This window comes from Thiocapsa rosea (assembly GCF_003634315.1).
GTDB classification, from domain to species: domain Bacteria; phylum Pseudomonadota; class Gammaproteobacteria; order Chromatiales; family Chromatiaceae; genus Thiocapsa; species Thiocapsa rosea.
This window is the reverse complement of record NZ_RBXL01000001.1, coordinates 1,214,754-1,230,023: the sequence shown is the minus strand read 5'-3', so window position 1 is coordinate 1,230,023 and position 15,270 is coordinate 1,214,754. Positions and strand designations below refer to the sequence as shown.

General features: G+C 63.6%; 17 protein-coding genes and 1 tRNA gene. 15 read left to right on the top strand and 3 right to left on the bottom strand.

What is annotated here, in order from left to right:
* The first annotated feature begins 881 nt into the window (after positions 1-881).
* From rpe to trpC, 9 genes are all read left to right on the top strand, one after another.
* Entirely contained in the window at positions 882-1,565 is a 684-nt protein-coding gene (rpe, locus tag BDD21_RS05705) for a ribulose-phosphate 3-epimerase (protein WP_120796323.1), read from the top strand.
* A gap of 142 nt (positions 1,566-1,707) precedes the next feature.
* Positions 1,708-2,376 carry a phosphoglycolate phosphatase gene (locus BDD21_RS05700; protein ID WP_120796322.1) on the top strand — a complete coding sequence of 223 codons (669 nt, stop codon included), beginning with the start codon at positions 1,708-1,710 and terminating at the stop codon, positions 2,374-2,376.
* Positions 2,377-2,709: 333 nt separating this feature from the next.
* Entirely contained in the window at positions 2,710-4,203 is a 1,494-nt protein-coding gene (trpE, locus tag BDD21_RS05695) for an anthranilate synthase component I (RefSeq protein WP_120796321.1), read from the top strand.
* 49 nt (positions 4,204-4,252) lie between these two features.
* Positions 4,253-4,489 carry a FitA-like ribbon-helix-helix domain-containing protein gene (locus tag BDD21_RS05690; protein ID WP_120796320.1) on the top strand — a complete coding sequence of 79 codons (237 nt, stop codon included), beginning with the start codon at positions 4,253-4,255 and terminating at the stop codon, positions 4,487-4,489.
* A complete protein-coding gene (locus BDD21_RS05685; protein WP_120796319.1) occupies positions 4,476-4,895 on the top strand; it encodes a type II toxin-antitoxin system VapC family toxin in 420 nt (139 codons plus the stop codon). The genes BDD21_RS05690 and BDD21_RS05685 overlap by 14 nt, the downstream gene beginning before the upstream one ends.
* 202 nt (positions 4,896-5,097) lie before the next feature.
* Positions 5,098-5,352: a hypothetical protein gene (locus BDD21_RS05680; protein WP_245969428.1), complete on the top strand. Its 255-nt coding sequence runs from the start codon at positions 5,098-5,100 to the stop codon at positions 5,350-5,352.
* 114 nt (positions 5,353-5,466) lie between these two features.
* Positions 5,467-6,096 carry an anthranilate synthase component II gene (locus tag BDD21_RS05675; protein ID WP_120796317.1) on the top strand — a complete coding sequence of 210 codons (630 nt, stop codon included), beginning with the start codon at positions 5,467-5,469 and terminating at the stop codon, positions 6,094-6,096.
* A 255-nt stretch (positions 6,097-6,351) separates the two neighbouring features.
* Complete coding sequence (gene trpD / locus BDD21_RS05670; protein ID WP_120796316.1) at positions 6,352-7,392, top strand: anthranilate phosphoribosyltransferase; 1,041 nt, start codon at positions 6,352-6,354, stop codon at positions 7,390-7,392.
* 2 nt (positions 7,393-7,394) lie between these two features.
* Entirely contained in the window at positions 7,395-8,201 is an 807-nt protein-coding gene (gene trpC, locus BDD21_RS05665; RefSeq protein WP_120796315.1) for an indole-3-glycerol phosphate synthase TrpC, read from the top strand.
* A gap of 245 nt (positions 8,202-8,446) precedes the next feature.
* Here the strand turns inward: trpC and crp are convergent, their stop codons facing one another.
* Entirely contained in the window at positions 8,447-9,103 is a 657-nt protein-coding gene (crp, locus tag BDD21_RS05660) for a cAMP-activated global transcriptional regulator CRP (RefSeq protein WP_007192305.1), read from the bottom strand.
* 170 nt (positions 9,104-9,273) lie between these two features.
* Between crp and BDD21_RS05655 the strand changes: the two genes are divergently transcribed.
* Both BDD21_RS05655 and speD read left to right on the top strand, forming a co-directional pair.
* Positions 9,274-9,723 carry an OsmC family protein gene (locus tag BDD21_RS05655; RefSeq protein WP_120796314.1) on the top strand — a complete coding sequence of 150 codons (450 nt, stop codon included), beginning with the start codon at positions 9,274-9,276 and terminating at the stop codon, positions 9,721-9,723.
* A gap of 36 nt (positions 9,724-9,759) precedes the next feature.
* Complete coding sequence (gene speD / locus BDD21_RS05650; protein ID WP_120796313.1) at positions 9,760-10,581, top strand: adenosylmethionine decarboxylase; 822 nt, start codon at positions 9,760-9,762, stop codon at positions 10,579-10,581.
* A gap of 430 nt (positions 10,582-11,011) precedes the next feature.
* Here speD and coq7 read toward each other — a convergent pair whose 3' ends face one another.
* On the bottom strand, positions 11,012-11,656 hold the full coding sequence (gene coq7 / locus BDD21_RS05640; RefSeq protein WP_120796311.1) for a 2-polyprenyl-3-methyl-6-methoxy-1,4-benzoquinone monooxygenase: 645 nt from the start codon (positions 11,654-11,656) through the stop codon (positions 11,012-11,014).
* Positions 11,657-11,865: 209 nt separating this feature from the next.
* Entirely contained in the window at positions 11,866-13,104 is a 1,239-nt protein-coding gene (locus BDD21_RS05635; RefSeq protein ID WP_120796310.1) for a (Fe-S)-binding protein, read from the bottom strand.
* Positions 13,105-13,259: 155 nt separating this feature from the next.
* On the opposite strand from BDD21_RS05635, the gene BDD21_RS05630 reads away from it, so the two are divergent.
* The 4 genes from BDD21_RS05630 to BDD21_RS05615 all read left to right on the top strand — a co-directional run bounded on the left by BDD21_RS05630 (position 13,260) and on the right by BDD21_RS05615 (position 14,820).
* Positions 13,260-13,574 (top strand): (2Fe-2S) ferredoxin domain-containing protein, encoded by a 315-nt coding sequence (locus tag BDD21_RS05630; protein WP_120796309.1) that lies wholly within the window; start codon positions 13,260-13,262, stop codon positions 13,572-13,574.
* Positions 13,575-13,756: 182 nt separating this feature from the next.
* Complete coding sequence (gene rplM / locus BDD21_RS05625; RefSeq protein WP_120796308.1) at positions 13,757-14,194, top strand: 50S ribosomal protein L13; 438 nt, start codon at positions 13,757-13,759, stop codon at positions 14,192-14,194.
* An 11-nt stretch (positions 14,195-14,205) separates the two neighbouring features.
* A complete protein-coding gene (gene rpsI / locus BDD21_RS05620; protein ID WP_120796307.1) occupies positions 14,206-14,595 on the top strand; it encodes a 30S ribosomal protein S9 in 390 nt (129 codons plus the stop codon).
* 151 nt (positions 14,596-14,746) lie between these two features.
* A tRNA-Gln gene (locus tag BDD21_RS05615) sits at positions 14,747-14,820 on the top strand.
* Positions 14,821-15,270: the final 450 nt, after the last annotated feature.

Here is a 15,270-nt window from a genome sequence, read left to right as displayed (position 1 = left end):
AATCCGGCCCGCTTAGGTTAGAGTTCCGTTGCGCCAGGCAAAGCCTGGAAGGAGAGGAAGATAGCGAACGGATAAGCCAATCGGAAACTCCTTTTTGCGACCCACCGGGTGCAAGTCCCGAGCCGGTAAGGAGTGGCCATCCACCGGAACCGAGTGTTGTGTGGTGCGGGAGCGATCCCGCCTGCGAAGCGTACACAGGGGGCGTGCAGGCCGTGTGATGGAGCCCCGTTACTGAGTTCAGCGGAGCCGACGTATTCGGAACACCGGAAGGCAACAGTTTCGGCATCGTAACGGCCTGATGTCGAGACTCCGCCGGGGTCTAAGAGCAGGGCATGTACGCACGGGTCGTCCAGGAACCTGGGAGCGCTCAGTTGCTCCTTGCCCGAGACGCGGCGCGGGCACCGCGTAAGAAGCCGCCCCGGCCCGACGGCGCTGGTCCGGCCGACGGGAGCGAACAGGACCGACGGCAAGGTAGCGCCAAGCGAAGGCAACGAAGTGCGGCGCGATGGCGACTGAGCAGTCAGAGTCGGCTGATAGTACCGTTGAGCGTGGGGAACGCACCCGAGCGGACCCATGGGAGGGAAGCGGCCGATCGGTTGAGACACCTTCTGAAGGGACGATGGCGTGAACATCGAGTCACCTGACCATCTGAACAGAACGACAGGAGATCGCGACATGGGCTGAATGGTCCATCGGGTGTGCGACAGTTGTCGTGCAGCGAGCGCTCAACCGAGGAGCCGGATGCGGTAGTCCCGCACGTCCGGATCTGTGGGAGCCGCGGGTGGGTAACCACCCGCGGCCACCCGGTCACTTTCAACATCAAAATGGATCCGGGCCGAGGCGCGTGTGCCGCGGTAAGCGAGATCTTAGGGGACACCAGCATGACGCCTGATCTGATCGCACCGTCCATCCTCTCGGCGGATTTCGCCCGGCTCGGCGAGGAGGTCGACAATGTGCTCGCCGCCGGGGCGGACATCGTCCATTTCGACGTGATGGACAACCATTACGTGCCGAACCTGACCATCGGCCCTCTGGTTTGCGAGGCGCTGCGCAAGCACGGCGTGACCGCGCCGATCGACGTGCATCTGATGGTGAAGCCGGTCGATCGGATCATCCCGGACTTTGCCGCCGCGGGCGCGACCTACATCACCTTCCATCCGGAGGCGAGCGAGCACATCGACCGCACCCTCCAGTTGATCCGCAGCGAGGGCTGTAAGGCCGGTCTGGTCTTCAACCCGGCCACATCGCTGAGCTATCTCGATTATGTGATGGACAAGATCGACATGATCTTGCTGATGTCGGTGAACCCCGGCTTCGGCGGACAGAGCTTCATCCCGGCGACGATGGACAAGCTGCGCGCCGCGCGCAAGATGATCGACGCCTCCGGGCTCGACATTCGGCTCGAGGTCGACGGCGGCGTGAAGGCGGACAACATCGGCGAGATCAAAGCGGCTGGCGCGGACACCTTCGTCTCCGGCTCCGGGATCTTCGGCAAGGGCCGTGACAGCGATCCGCATCGCTACGACAGCATTATTCGTGAGATGCGCGAGCAGATGGATCGCTGAACCGCGTCCGGGGCTGAGGTCGGGGTGGGGGTTTGGTCGATGCGGCTATACTTCCCGTCGCGATTCGAGTCGACGCGGTTCAGGTGATAAAGGGCCTGAATGGTGTGTCCGATTGTGTTGCTGAGTCTGGAGCTGTGACCGCATGCTGCGACCGAAGATGATCCTGATCGATGTGGATGGCACGCTGGTGGACAGCGTCCCGGATCTGACCTTTTGTGTCGACGCCATGATGGCGCGGCTCGGTCGTCCGCCCCACGGGGAAGCGGCCGTGCGGAATTGGGTCGGGAACGGCGTCGAGCGTCTGGTGCGCCGGGCGTTGATCGGACAGCTCGACGGCGAGCCGGACGAGGCGGATTTCGAGGCGGCGCTCCCGATCTTTCTGGAGCTCTATGCGGAGAACACCTCCAAGCGCTCGGTGCTCTATCCGGGCGTGATCGAGGGCATCTCCTTCATGAAGGGGGCGGGTTATCAGCTCGGTTGCGTGACCAACAAGGCGGCTCAGTTTACCGAGCCATTGCTGCGTGATCTGGGGATCCGCGAGAATTTCGGCCTTGTGGTGAGTGGTGATACGCTACCCAAGAAGAAGCCGGATCCCATGCCGTTGTTGCACGCGGCACAACACTTCGGTGTCGAGCCTGCAGACGCGCTCATGATCGGCGACTCGGTGAGCGACGTGAAGGCCGCGCGCGCTGCGGGCTTCGGGATCATCTGCATGAGTTACGGTTACAACCACGGTCATGATATCCGCGAGGCCAAGCCCGACGCGGTGATCGACTCCATGGTCGAGCTCAAGCAATTTCTGGCCGCGTAATATTTTCGAGCGCGTAGGATGGGTAGAGCGAAAGCGAAACCCATCCTCCAGACTGCTCCAGTGCAGTACGACAGATGTGTCGAGACTGTTCGTTGTCGTTGTCGTCATCGTCATCGTCATCGTCATCGTATCGATGGTCGATGACGACAACGACAACGACAACGAAAATGATCTCGTACGGTCTCGGAATCTCTGCACCGCTCCACTAACCACTAACCACTAACCACTAACCACTCTATGAAAACTGGGACGATGCGAGCGATGAACGGGTGGCGATGGCGAGGTTGAGACCGCGTTCCGACCTGCCTTGAATCCCATTGCTCGGAGACCCCGATGACCCCCGCTGCCTTTAGCGCCCTCGCCGACCAGGGCCACAACCGTATTCCGATTCTGCGCGAGGTCCTTGCCGACCTCGACACGCCGCTCAGCGTCTATCTCAAGCTCGCCGAGGGGCCTTACTCCTACCTGCTCGAATCCGTGCAGGGCGGGGAGAAGTGGGGGCGTTATTCCATTATCGGCCTGCCCTGTCGCACCCTGCTGCGGGTGAGCGGCCACGAGATCCGCGTCGAGCGTGACGGCGCGGTCATCGAGTCCGTCGAGACGGCCGATCCGCTGGCCTGGATCGACGCCTACCAGCAGCGTTTCAAGGTTGCGGACCTGGCCTGCCTGCCGCGCTTTACCGGCGGTCTGGTCGGCTATTTCGGCTACGACACCATTCGCTACATCGAGCCGCGTCTGGCGACCTGCCCCAACCCTGATCAACTGGGTACGCCGGACATCCTGCTGATGGTCTCCGACGAGGTGGTCGTCTTCGACAATCTCAGCGGGCGGATGTACATCATCCTGAACCTTGATCCGAGCGCCGGGGATACCCTGGAGGCCGGCGAGGCGCGCATCGATGCGCTGTGCGAGCGGATGCGCAGCGGCGCTCCGCGGCGCTCGTCCGAGCCGGGGCGCACGGTGAGCGAGGCCGACTTCGTCTCCGGCTTCACCGAGGACGGGTTCAAGCACGCCGTCGAGCGCATCAAGGGCTACATCCTGGCCGGCGACTGCATGCAGGTCGTCATCTCGCAGCGTCTCTCCATCCCCTTCCAGGCGCCGCCGCTGGATCTCTATCGTGCGCTGCGCGGGCTCAATCCGTCGCCCTACATGTACTTTCTCGATCTGGGCGATTTTCACATCGTCGGCTCCTCTCCCGAGATCCTGACCCGGCTCGAGGACGGCGTGGTCACGGTCCGCCCGATCGCCGGCACCCGCCGTCGCGGCGAGACCGAGGCCGAAGACCGGGCACTCGAAGCCGAGCTTCTGGCCGATCCCAAGGAGCTGGCCGAGCACCTGATGTTGATCGATCTGGGACGCAACGATGCCGGGCGCGTGGCCGAGATCGGCAGCGTGCGGGTGACGGACAAGATGATCGTCGAGCGCTATTCGCACGTGATGCACATCGTCTCCAACGTGGTCGGCGATCTGCGCGAGGGCATGAACGCCATCGACGTGCTGCGTGCGACCTTCCCGGCCGGGACCGTCTCCGGGGCGCCCAAGATCCGCGCGATGGAGATCATCGACGAGCTGGAACCCGTCAAGCGCGGCATCTACTCGGGCGCCGTCGGCTATCTGTCCTGGAACGGCAACATGGACACGGCGATCGCGATCCGCACCGCCGTGATCAAGGACGGCATGCTCCACATCCAGGCCGGCGCCGGCATCGTGGCCGACTCGGTCCCGGACGCCGAATGGAAGGAAACGATGAGCAAGGGCCGCGCAGTCTTTCGCGCCGTGGCGCTGGCCGAGGCGGGGATCGAGCGGGGTGCCGAGCGGGTCGTTTGAGCCTCGGCTTGCTATGATTGCAGGCACGCTGGTTCGTCGGAGTAGGCCCGTGGCCGATCTCGTTGTCAGGAATCTTGACCAAAGCATCGTCGAGGCGCTCAAACGTCGGGCGGCTGTCCGAGGGCGCAGCGCCGAGGCCGAGCATCGTTTGATCCTGGAGCAGGTCCTGCTGCATCCGGCCAAGCGCACCTTTGCCGAGATACTGGCATCTATGCCGGATGTCGGACGGGACAGCGACTTCGAGCGCACGGAGGCGGCGGAGGGCGCAGACGATGTATTTGATTGACACCAATGTCGTCAGCGAGGCACGCAAGGCATCCAGGGCGAATCCCTGCGTGCGGCGCTTCTTCGGTGCGGCCGCTGCCGATGCGCAGCGGTTATATCTTTCGGCGGTTACGGTCGGTGAGTTGCGCCGCGGTGTCGAGATGATCCGCCATCGGGGCGACCAAGTGCAGGCGACGCGGCTGGAAGACTGGCTGACCCGGATCCTGACCGAGTACCAAAGCCAAATCCTGAGCCTAGACGGGGACGTCGCCCAAGTCTGGGGCAGGTTGAGGGTGCCCCGTCACGAGAACGCCCTCGACAAGCAGATCGCGGCCACTGCGTTGGTCTACGACCTGACCCTGGTCACCAGGAATACCGATGATTTCGTCGGGACAGGGGTTCGGATGCTTAACCCGTTCACAGCATAATTGAATCAATCGAGCAACGGGCGTCCGATGCAGGACTTGACCATCTCTCGGGGCGACCGAGGGGCGAGACGATCGAGAACCTATTGGCGTTATAACGAGCCTTCGGCGGAGGAGATTTTTGCCCCGCCGCAGAACGCTTTGCGCTGGACGTGCTGACGCCCGCGCAGTTCATCCCTCGCTTGAGGAGAGAGCAATGACTGAGATGGCGCTGAATCTTCCAGAATCCCTGCTCGACGCAGCCCGCAAGGCCGCAGCGCGCGATGGCACCTCGCTGGATCACTTTCTTGTGATCGCGCTCGCCGAGAAGCTTTCGGCGCTCCAGACAGAGGACCTGCTCGCCAAACGGGCAAGTCAGGCCGACTTCGCGCAGTATGCGGACGTTCTGAGCCGGGTACCCGATAGGCCACCGTCGCCGGGCGACGAGCTTCCTGCCGAAACCCCGCCGATACGCAATTGATGCGCCACGAAGGCTCGGTCGGGCACGCTCCCACCGAAGTCGGTGGCCGATGGAAGCTGGTGATACGCTTGCGACCTTGCGGATTGCTCAACGTCAACCTGACCTGAAAACGCCATGCTCCTGATGATCGACAACTACGACTCTTTCACCTACAACCTGGTGCAATACTTGGGCGAGCTGGGTGCGGAGGTGCGCGTGGTGCGCAACGACGAGTTGAGCCTGGACGAGGCGATAGCGCTTGCGCCCGAGCGGATCGTGATCTCGCCTGGGCCCTGCACGCCGAACGAGGCCGGGATCTCGGTCCCGCTGATCAAGGCGATGGCCGGGCGCGTGCCGATCCTCGGCGTCTGCCTGGGGCATCAGTCGATCGGCCAGGCGTTCGGCGGGCACATCATCAAGGCGCCGAGCGTGATGCATGGCAAGACCTCGGCGATCCACCACACGAACGCCGGTGTCTTCAACGGACTGGATAACCCCTTCGAGGCGACCCGATACCACTCGTTGGTGATCGAGCAGGAGACCCTGCCGGATTGTCTGGAGGTGACGGCCTGGACCGAGACCGCCGAGGGCGAGCGCGAGGCCATCATGGGCGTGCGCCATCGCGAGCTTGCGATCGAGGGGGTGCAGTTCCATCCGGAGTCGATCCTGACGCGGCACGGACACGATCTGCTCCGTAATTTTTTAGAAACCGCGTCCATCCCGACTGTTGATGTTGGCGGCGATGTCGACGCCGCAGTTCTCTAATAGGCTGCCGAGACGCGGTTTAGGATCCTAAGGAATAACTAAGTAACGGTTCAGAAACAACTGAGCCATTCCGGTTCATTCTCCCCCTCTCCCCAACCCCTCTCCCGCGAGGGGAGAGGGGCTACGATGGATCACTTGTTCTTGAACGGTTGCTAAGAAATCATCACTTAAAACGCGCCGCTCCGACGGTCAATGGGCGTGATAAGGTCAACCCAAAATGAAAACCTCACCTAAACCAAAGAGCGCGTTTTAACCATGGAGCTAAAAGAGGCGATCAACCGCTGCCTGGAACATCGTGACCTGACCGCCGATGAGATGACCTCGGTCATGCGCACCATCATGACCGGCGGGGCGACCTCGGCGCAGATCGCCGGCTTCCTGATCGCACTGCGCATGAAGGGCGAGGCGGTGCCCGAGATCGCGGCGGCGGCGGGCGTGATGCGCGAGCTTGCGAGCGGCGTGGATATCGGCGGGCTCGATCATGTGGTCGACATCGTCGGTACCGGCGGCGATTCATCGGGGACCTTCAACGTCTCGACCACCAGCATGTTCGTCGCGGCAGCGGCCGGTTGTCATGTCGCCAAGCACGGCAACCGGTCGGTCTCGAGTCGCTCCGGTGCGGCCGACGTGTTGGAGGCCGCGGGGGTGCGTCTGGATCTGACGTCCGAGCAGATCGCGCGTTGCGTGCGCGAGGTCGGTGTTGGCTTTATGTTCGCGCCGGGCCATCACAGCGCCATGAAACACGCGATCGGCCCGCGCAAGGAGCTGGGCGTGCGCACGATCTTCAATGTCCTGGGTCCGCTGACCAATCCGGCCGGTGCGCCCAATCAGGTCCTCGGCGTCTTCAGCGAAGATCTGCTCGAGCCGCTCGCGCTGGTGCTGCAGCGCCTGGGCAGTCGTCATGTCCTGGTGGTCCACGCCCGCGACGGTCTGGACGAGATCAGCATCGGCGACAGCACCGACGTGGCCGAGCTGAAAGACGGCGTGATTCACCGCTATGCCATCCATCCCGAGGACTTCGGTCTCACGCGAGCGGATCTGGATTCCATCCGTGTCGGGGATCCGGCCGAGAGTCTGGTCATGCTGCGCGGGGTGCTCGCCGATCGGCCGAGTCCGGCGCGGGATATCGTTCAGCTCAATGCCGGCGCGGCCATCTATGCCGCCGGCCGCGCGCAGACCCTGGCGGAGGGACTGGCAAAGGCGGATGCGGCGATCGCGAGCGGGGAGGCGGAGCGTCGGCTCGAGCGCTTGATCGCGCTCACGGCGAGCTTTGATCACGCAAAGGGCGGCATGTGACCATGAGCGATACGCCCGACATCCTCAAGAAGATCATTCATCGCAAGCTCGAAGAGGTCTCTTTTCGGTCGGCGCGCATGCCGATGGATCGTCTTGTTGCCGGGTTACACGCGATCGATCCGCCACGCGGGTTCGCCGACGCACTCCGGGCGAAGGTCGAGGCCGGCGCCCCGGCGGTGATCTCCGAGATCAAGAAGGCCAGTCCGAGCAAGGGTGTGCTGCGTCCGGATTTTAGTCCCGCCGAGATCGCGCTGAGCTACGCGCGCAACGGCGCGGCCTGTCTCTCGGTGTTGACCGACCGGGATTTCTTCCAGGGGAGCGACGAGGATCTCAAGGCGGCGCGCGCAGCCTGCGCGCTTCCGGTGATCCGCAAGGACTTCATCGTCGACCCTTATCAGGTCTACGAGGCCCGCGCCCTGGGTGCGGACTGCATCCTGCTGATCGCGGCCTGTCTGGACGATGCCCGGCTCGCCGAGCTGAATGCCCTTGCCGGACAGCTTGGGTTGGACGTGCTGGTGGAGGTCCACGACGCGGAAGAGCTGGAGCGGGCGCTGGCGGTCCCGGGCCGGCTGATCGGGATCAACAACCGCAATCTGCGGACCTTCGAGGTGACGCTGGACACGACGCTTGGGCTACTGGACCGGGTCCCGAGCGACCGGCTTCTCGTCACCGAGAGCGGCATCCTGACGCCGGAGGATGTCGAGCGGATGCGCGCAAACGGTGTGAACGTCTTCCTAGTGGGCGAAGCCTTCATGCGTGCCGATGATCCGGGCGAGGAGCTGGCCCGGCTGTTCTTCGGGGTGCGTTGAGCTGGCTTCCCCCCGGGATCGCCGACTTGCAGTCGGCTCTTCGGCCGCCCCGACGAGTTCGGGTGACTCGTTGTCGTTGTCGTAATCGGATTCCCGACGACAACGACAACGACAACGACAACGACAACGACAACGACAACGATAAATTCTGCGACGGTTTGCCCGAGACTGACGGCGCAACTTCCCTGTGACGCCTGCGCGGGTTGGGCACGCTGCGCTTTGCCCAACCTACGGCTGGCGGCTCCCTACCGTGTCCCGAACACCACAATCGTCTTTCCCTTCACGCTGACCAGTCCCTGCTCCTCCAGGCTCTTGAGCACCCGCCCGGCCATCTCGCGCGAGCAGCCGACGTTGCGGGAGAGCTCCTGTCGGGTCACCCGGATCTGCATCCCGTCGGGATGGGTCATGGCGTCGGGTTGCTTGCAGAGGTCGAGTAGGGTGCCGGCGATGCGGCCCGTCACGTCCAGGAAGGCTAGATGGCCGACCTTGCGGCTGGTTTGGCGCAGGCGCTGGGAGAGCTGCAGCCCGACGCTGTAGAGGAAATCCTTGGCGTACTCTTTGAGCTCGACATCGAGCAGGCGATCAAGACGTTGGTAGCTGATCTCCGCGACCTTGCACTTGGTGCGGGTGCGGATGATGACGCTGCGCGTCTTCTGAGGCACGAAGAGCCCCATCTCGCCGATGAACTCGCCCTTATTGATATAGGCGAGCAGCAGCTCGCGACGCTCCTCGGGGTCGTCGATCATCGCCGCGACCGAACCTTCGATGAGATAATAGAGGGTGTCGGCCGCTTCGCCCTGACGGATGAAGTCCACGTTCTTGTCGTAGCTCTTGGCATGACAGTAACGCAGCAAAGGCTCCAACCAGCGGGGATCTTGTTTGGGCGGCGTCAGAATGGTCATGGATCACTGTGCCTGTCTGTCCCGGACATGGCCTGGATTCTAGGCGCGCCCGTGTCCCTTGTCGAACACCGAGGGACGCGAGGCGCGCGGCCGTTGAATCTCCCCGAGCGCGCGCGGGTCGCGCGTCGGGTCTTCTTTTTATGCGGAACGAACGACGGCGGAGACTCCGGATGAAGGCGCGTGTGAAATGGATCGAAGGGGCGGCGATGCTGGGCGAGGCCGGCTCGGGTCATGCCATCGTGATGGACGGGCCGCCCGATCTCGGCGGCCGCAACATCGGGGTGCGCCCGATGGAGATGCTGCTGATGGGCTTGGGCGGCTGCACCCAGTTCGACGTGCTGCTCATCCTGCGCAAGGCGCGGCAGGCGGTGACGGACTGTGTCGTCGAGTTGACGGCCGAGCGGGCGGAAACCGACCCCAAGGTCTTCACCGGGATCCATGTCCATTTCATCGTGACCGGACACGGACTCGACCCGCAACGCGTCGAGCGAGCGATCAAGCTCAGTGCCGAAAAATACTGCTCGGCATCCATCATGCTGGGCGCGACCGCGACCATCACGCACGACGTCGAGATCCGCGATTGCGATGTCGCTCTTGCATCCGTCGAACCGGAAAGGTAGCGTGCGCGCTCTCGTTGTCCAGGAGGTCTCACGCCGATGCCCATGACTCTGAAAAAGCTGCGACTTGAGGGGTTCAACAACCTCACCAAGACGCTCAGCTTCAACATCTACGATGTCTGCTACGCGGACTCGGACGAGCAGCGCGAGGCCTACATCCAGTACATCGACGAGGCCTACAACGCCGAGCGCCTGACCGCAATTCTCACGGATGTCGCGGAGATCATCGGTGCGACCATCCTCAATGTCGCGCACCAGGATTACGATCCGCAGGGTGCCTCGGTGACCATGCTGATCTCCGAGGAGCCGATCGCGGCGGGGCAGATCTCCAACACCGCCTCGCCGGGTCCCTTGCCCGAGGCCGTGGTCGCCCATCTGGACAAGAGCCACATCACGGTTCACACCTACCCGGAAAGTAATCCGCAGACCGGGATCAGCACCTTCCGCGCGGACATTGATGTCTCCACCTGCGGGCGGATCTCCCCGCTGCGGGCCTTGAACTATCTGATCCACGCGCTGGAGTCCGACGTGGTGATCATGGACTACCGAGTGCGCGGCTTCACGCGCGATGTCGGCGGGCGCAAGCACTTCATCGACCACAACATCAGCTCGATCCAGAACTATCTGTCGCGCGACACCAAGAACCGCTATCAGATGGTCGACGTGAACGTCTACCAGGAGAACCTCTTCCACACCAAGATGGTGATCAAGGACTTCAGGCTCGACGACTATCTCTTCTGTGTCGAGGCCAATGATCTCTCGGAGCGTGAGCACCAGCGTATTCAGAAGCTGCTGCGCCGCGAGCTCAGCGAGATCTTTTACGGGCGCAATCTCGGGCGTAATCTCGAATATCTCGGCTGAATTCCGCTGGCTCGGAATTCAGGATGATAGGGGGATCGGGCGGTTCGCTGCGCCCACCGGCACCGGCACCGGCACCGGCACCGGCACCGGCACCGGCCGGCTGGGCGTGTCCCGGGTGCGTCTACCTCGACAGCCCGGCCGACGCCTGCAGCGCGGCAGATGTGTCGAAACCGTTCGTTGTCGTTGTCGACCATCGATACGATTACGACAACGACAACGACAACGACAACGACAACGACAACGACAACGACAACTATAGTGATCTCGGGCGGTCTCGGAATCTCTGCGCCGCTTCACTACCCGGTTGATCTCACTCGCCGGACGCCCTGAACGAATCTAAAAAATTCACCTAAACCGCGCAGCGCCGACATCGATTGCTGGCTCCGAGATTCAAAATCGCTCGGAACGTCCATGCACCGACGAGCGCGGTTTAGACCCAGTAGACCGTGCCCGTCATCACCTTGGACGTCATCCGCATCGCCGAACGAATCGGCGCCGGCAGCTCGGCCCCGCCGGCGGCGTGGGCAATCTGCGCATGGTGGACCTCGTCGGCCTTCATCTGCTCGAGGATGGTGCGCGTCTTTTCGTCGTCGATCGGGATCTGGGCGAGGTGATCGTCGAGGTGGTCCTCGACCTGACGTTCGGTCTCGACGACGAAGCCGAGGCTCCATTTGTCGCCGGCCAGCCCGGCCGCCGCGCCCATTGCGAACGAGCCCGCGTACCAGAGCGGGTTCAAAAGACTCTTGCGGTCCCCCAAGTCTTCCAAGCGTGCGGCACACCAGGCGAGATGATCGTTCTCTTCCTTGGCGGAGCGTTCAAGGCGTTTGCGCGTGTCCGGCAGCTTGGCGGTCAGCGCCTGACCTTGATAGAGGGCCTGGGCGCAGACCTCGCCGGTGTGGTTGATCCGCATCAGGCGCGCGACGTGCCGACGCTGCTCGTCGGTGAGGTCCGCCTCCGGGATGTCCTCTGCCGGGTTGGGGCGTTCGGTGGTCTGAGGGCGCCCGAACAGGGTCCGCAAGGCGTGATCGGCGTTGATCAGAACCTGGTCGATGGGCGTCAAACGGCGTGTCGTCATGGGTCGCTCCGGTCGAAGAGTGTTGAGTTGCGGTCAGTATCGGGGATTCGCCGCCCTGTGACGAGTATGTGGGCGGCCGGGCTCGGTTCTATGTCCAATCGTTGTCGTTGTCGTTGTCGTTGTCGTTGTCGTTGTCGATTACGACAACGACAACGACAACGACAGCAAAGGTATTCTCTCGTCGAGGTGTTTTAACTATTGGACTGTTCCTAAGCTCGTGGATCGAGTGCCGCGGCGATCAACTCGACGGGATGCAGGACTTCGATATCCAGCCCGGCCTCGCGAACCCCCGCAGCCAGGTGCAGCGCGCATCCCGGATTGGTGGTAACGATCACGTCCGGGGCATCCAGGCGCGCCGGGGCCAGCAGGTCGGCGAGCAGCGCCTCGGCCATGGCCGGGTGCTGGAGCAGGTAGGTCCCGGCGGCACCGCAGCAGCCTTGGCCCGGCGGCAACGGTGCCACCGCGAGACCGGGGATGCGCCCGAGCAGCCGATGGACGGCGGCATTCCCGCCGAGCTGGTTGCGATGCGAGCAGGGCTCATGGACCAGGACGCGACGTCGATCGGGGCGGATCTGCAACGACTCAGGCCACTCGACGCCGTCCAGGAAGTCGCACAGCTCCCGAGTACCGCGCAGCGCCGGATCCCCCCGAAGCTCGGCCACACAGGCGCTCGCCAGACCGACGAGCGGGCGGTCGCCATGGATCCGCGCGCAGGCATCGCGCTGTGCGTCGGCCTGTGCGGGCAAGCCGTTGTGTCTGAGCATGGCGCCGCAGCAGGTGTCGGGCGAGGCGATGCGAAGTCGCAGATTCAGTCGCGCCGCGACGTGCAGCGTCGCCTCGACGGCACGTCCCTGTGCGGCCGAGCCCATACAGCCGAGGAAGAGATCGATGTCGGCCCGCTCGGGATTGCGCGGGGCGATCGGCCGCGCGACAGCCCCCATCGCAGTTGCCATTCGATGGTAGGGGCGAAGTGCGGGGATTCGGTCGAGCCGGATCAGCTCCGCCAGTCGGGCCAGGCCAAGGTCGCGATACAGTCGGGGGAGCCAGGCAAATCCGCCCATCAACCGCGCGTTGGACAAGGCGCCGAGCGCGAGCCGGTCGAGGGTCCGACGTGGCGTCGGCACGGCGGCCGTGCGTAGCGCCTTCGCCTGATCGGCGATGCGCCCGTAGGCGACCTCCGAGGGGCAGACGCGTTGGCAGTTCAGGCAGCCGAGGCAGCCGTCGAGATGGCCCGCGAGCGTCGGCGTCATCGCGAGATCCCCGCTCGCCCACCCCTGGATGAGGGCGATCCGCCCGCGCGGTGAATCCGCCTCTTGGCGTGCCTGTTGAAAGGTCGGGCAGTGGGGCAGGCACAGCCCGCATTTGACGCACTGATCGGCGAGCTGCAGCAGTTCACGGGTCGCGCCGGCCTGCGAAAGGCTGCGCGGGTCTACGGTCGAGGTCTTCAATCGCGGGGGTCGTCCAGTGTGGCTCGGTGGGTTCGTTCGGGGTGCGTCCATGCCGGCGAGCCTGTTGCCTCGGACGTCGGTGGCGCTCGGTCGCTGCGGACCTTGATTATGTTACCCTTCCGCGGTCGCTTTGCGTTCAATCCAGGTCATTTAAGATGTCGTACTACCGCTACCATGTCTTCTTCTGTACCAACCAGCGCGAGGACGGGAGCCAATGCTGCAACCAGTGCGGGGCTGCGGCGATGCGCGATTTCCTCAAGCGCCGCACCAAGGAGCTGGGTCTGACCGGGCGCGGCGGGGTGCGGATCAATACGGCAGGCTGCCTTGATCGTTGCGCCGAAGGCCCCGTGATCGTGGTCTATCCGCAGGACACCTGGTACACCTACGTCGACAGCGAGGATCTGGAGGAGATCCTGCAGGAGCATCTGATCGGCGGGCGCTTGGTGGATCGGCTGCTGTTACCCGCCTGAATCGCGGCTTAAATTTCGGGTTGCGTGCGGCGATGTCCTCACGTAGACTTCGCGGTCTTTCTCGACACAGAAAACAAAATCGACGGCCCGCGCGCGCCTCGGCACACGAACCGCACCGGCATCGGGCCGCGCGATGATTCGATGTCGAGCCAACGCGAGCACGGCATCCCGGAGCGAAGGACATGACGACGACAGTGAGTGCAAAACCGGCGGAAGTCCGCCGTGCCTGGTATCTGGTCGATGCCGACGGCAAGACCCTCGGGCGGCTCGCGAGCGAGTTGGCCCTTCGCTTGCGCGGCAAGCACAAGCCGCAGTACACCCCCCACGTCGACACCGGCGACTATATGGTCGTCATCAATGCCGAGAAGGTGCGGGTGACCGGAAACAAGCGCGAAGACAAGATGTACTACCGCCACACCGGTTACGTCGGCAACCTCAAGTCGACGAATCTCGCCAAGCTGCTCGAGTCCAAGCCCGAGCGCGCCATCGAGATCGCCGTGAAGGGCATGCTGCCGCGCGGACCGCTCGGGCGGACCATGTTCAAGAAGCTGCGTGTCTACGCCGGGCCGGAGCACGGTCATCAGGCGCAACAGCCGCAAGTCCTTGAGCTCAACGTTTAGGAATCAGACGCATGTCCGAGAGACAACACGCCATCGGTCGACGCAAGACGTCCGCCGCCCGGATCTTCCTGACCCTCGGGTCGGGCAATATCACGGTCAACGATCGCCCGCTTGACCAGTTCTTCGGCCGCGAGACGGCACGGATGGTCGTGCGTCAGCCTCTCGAGACCGCCGGATTGCTCGATCGCGTCGACATCAAGGCCACCGTCGTCGGCGGCGGCAACACCGGGCAGGCCGGCGCGATTCGCCACGGGATCGCTCGGGCGCTGGTGCTGTTCGACGAGAACCTGCGTTCGCCGATGCGCCGCGCCGGGTTCCTGACCCGCGATGCCCGCGAGGTCGAGCGTAAGAAGGTCGGCCTCCACAAGGCCCGCAAGCGTCCTCAGTTCTCGAAGCGTTAATACAGCTCGACCAGAGAGCGGTCGGTCCTCTGTTGCCGGCTCGGCGCCCCCGAGCCACGTTGATTCGAAGGCTTCAACAGGATCGTGCTCTCGACCTCGGTCGCCTCGCAGGGCATCACACCTCCCCGATGCCCGCGGCACGACCCGCTTTTGGGGGATCGTCTAGTGGTAGGACAGCGGACTCTGACTCCGTCAACCTAGGTTCGAATCCTAGTCCCCCAGCCACAACCTGCTCGTCCTCGCGCCTGGCCCGGCAATCATGTCGGATGCCGCCGCTTCACCGTTGTCTTCCGCTGTACGTCCTGCGCGACACCCTGTCGATGTGGCATCGAGATCAGTCCGGACCCCGCAGCCATGCCCCCCTTTTGGATCCTGGCGCGATGCGGGTGTGGTGATTTTTCGATGCTGTTTCGGGTGTACGGTGCTTGTCTATCGGTTCCCCTGCTTGAAGTCGGCGGCCAAGTAAAATCAAGTCTCCAGGCCGACCTCGCGGCCTAGTACGACGCGATATCGTGACCGTCGCGCCTGTATCGAGCCGATCGGAATGTGTCTGCTTGGCCTCGGGCCGATGCTAAAATGCAACAGGTTCCTTCTGTGTGTCTTTTTTTGCCCCACTCTGTTGCAAAACACTCCGCCTTACACTATAGTTCAGTGCGCAAAGCATGATTGCGTTCG

Coding starts and splice junctions, on each gene's coding strand:
- rpe (WP_120796323.1), top strand. CDS start 882: ATGACGCCTGATCTGATCGCACCGTCCATCCTCTCGGCGGATTTCGCC.
- BDD21_RS05700 (WP_120796322.1), top strand. CDS start 1,708: ATGCTGCGACCGAAGATGATCCTGATCGATGTGGATGGCACGCTGGTG.
- trpE (WP_120796321.1), top strand. CDS start 2,710: ATGACCCCCGCTGCCTTTAGCGCCCTCGCCGACCAGGGCCACAACCGT.
- BDD21_RS05685 (WP_120796319.1), top strand. CDS start 4,476: ATGTATTTGATTGACACCAATGTCGTCAGCGAGGCACGCAAGGCATCC.
- BDD21_RS05680 (WP_245969428.1), top strand. CDS start 5,098: ATGGCGCTGAATCTTCCAGAATCCCTGCTCGACGCAGCCCGCAAGGCC.
- BDD21_RS05675 (WP_120796317.1), top strand. CDS start 5,467: ATGCTCCTGATGATCGACAACTACGACTCTTTCACCTACAACCTGGTG.
- trpD (WP_120796316.1), top strand. CDS start 6,352: ATGGAGCTAAAAGAGGCGATCAACCGCTGCCTGGAACATCGTGACCTG.
- trpC (WP_120796315.1), top strand. CDS start 7,395: ATGAGCGATACGCCCGACATCCTCAAGAAGATCATTCATCGCAAGCTC.
- crp (WP_007192305.1), bottom strand. CDS start 9,103: ATGACCATTCTGACGCCGCCCAAACAAGATCCCCGCTGGTTGGAGCCT.
- BDD21_RS05655 (WP_120796314.1), top strand. CDS start 9,274: ATGAAGGCGCGTGTGAAATGGATCGAAGGGGCGGCGATGCTGGGCGAG.
- speD (WP_120796313.1), top strand. CDS start 9,760: ATGCCCATGACTCTGAAAAAGCTGCGACTTGAGGGGTTCAACAACCTC.
- coq7 (WP_120796311.1), bottom strand. CDS start 11,656: ATGACGACACGCCGTTTGACGCCCATCGACCAGGTTCTGATCAACGCC.
- BDD21_RS05630 (WP_120796309.1), top strand. CDS start 13,260: ATGTCGTACTACCGCTACCATGTCTTCTTCTGTACCAACCAGCGCGAG.
- rplM (WP_120796308.1), top strand. CDS start 13,757: ATGACGACGACAGTGAGTGCAAAACCGGCGGAAGTCCGCCGTGCCTGG.
- rpsI (WP_120796307.1), top strand. CDS start 14,206: ATGTCCGAGAGACAACACGCCATCGGTCGACGCAAGACGTCCGCCGCC.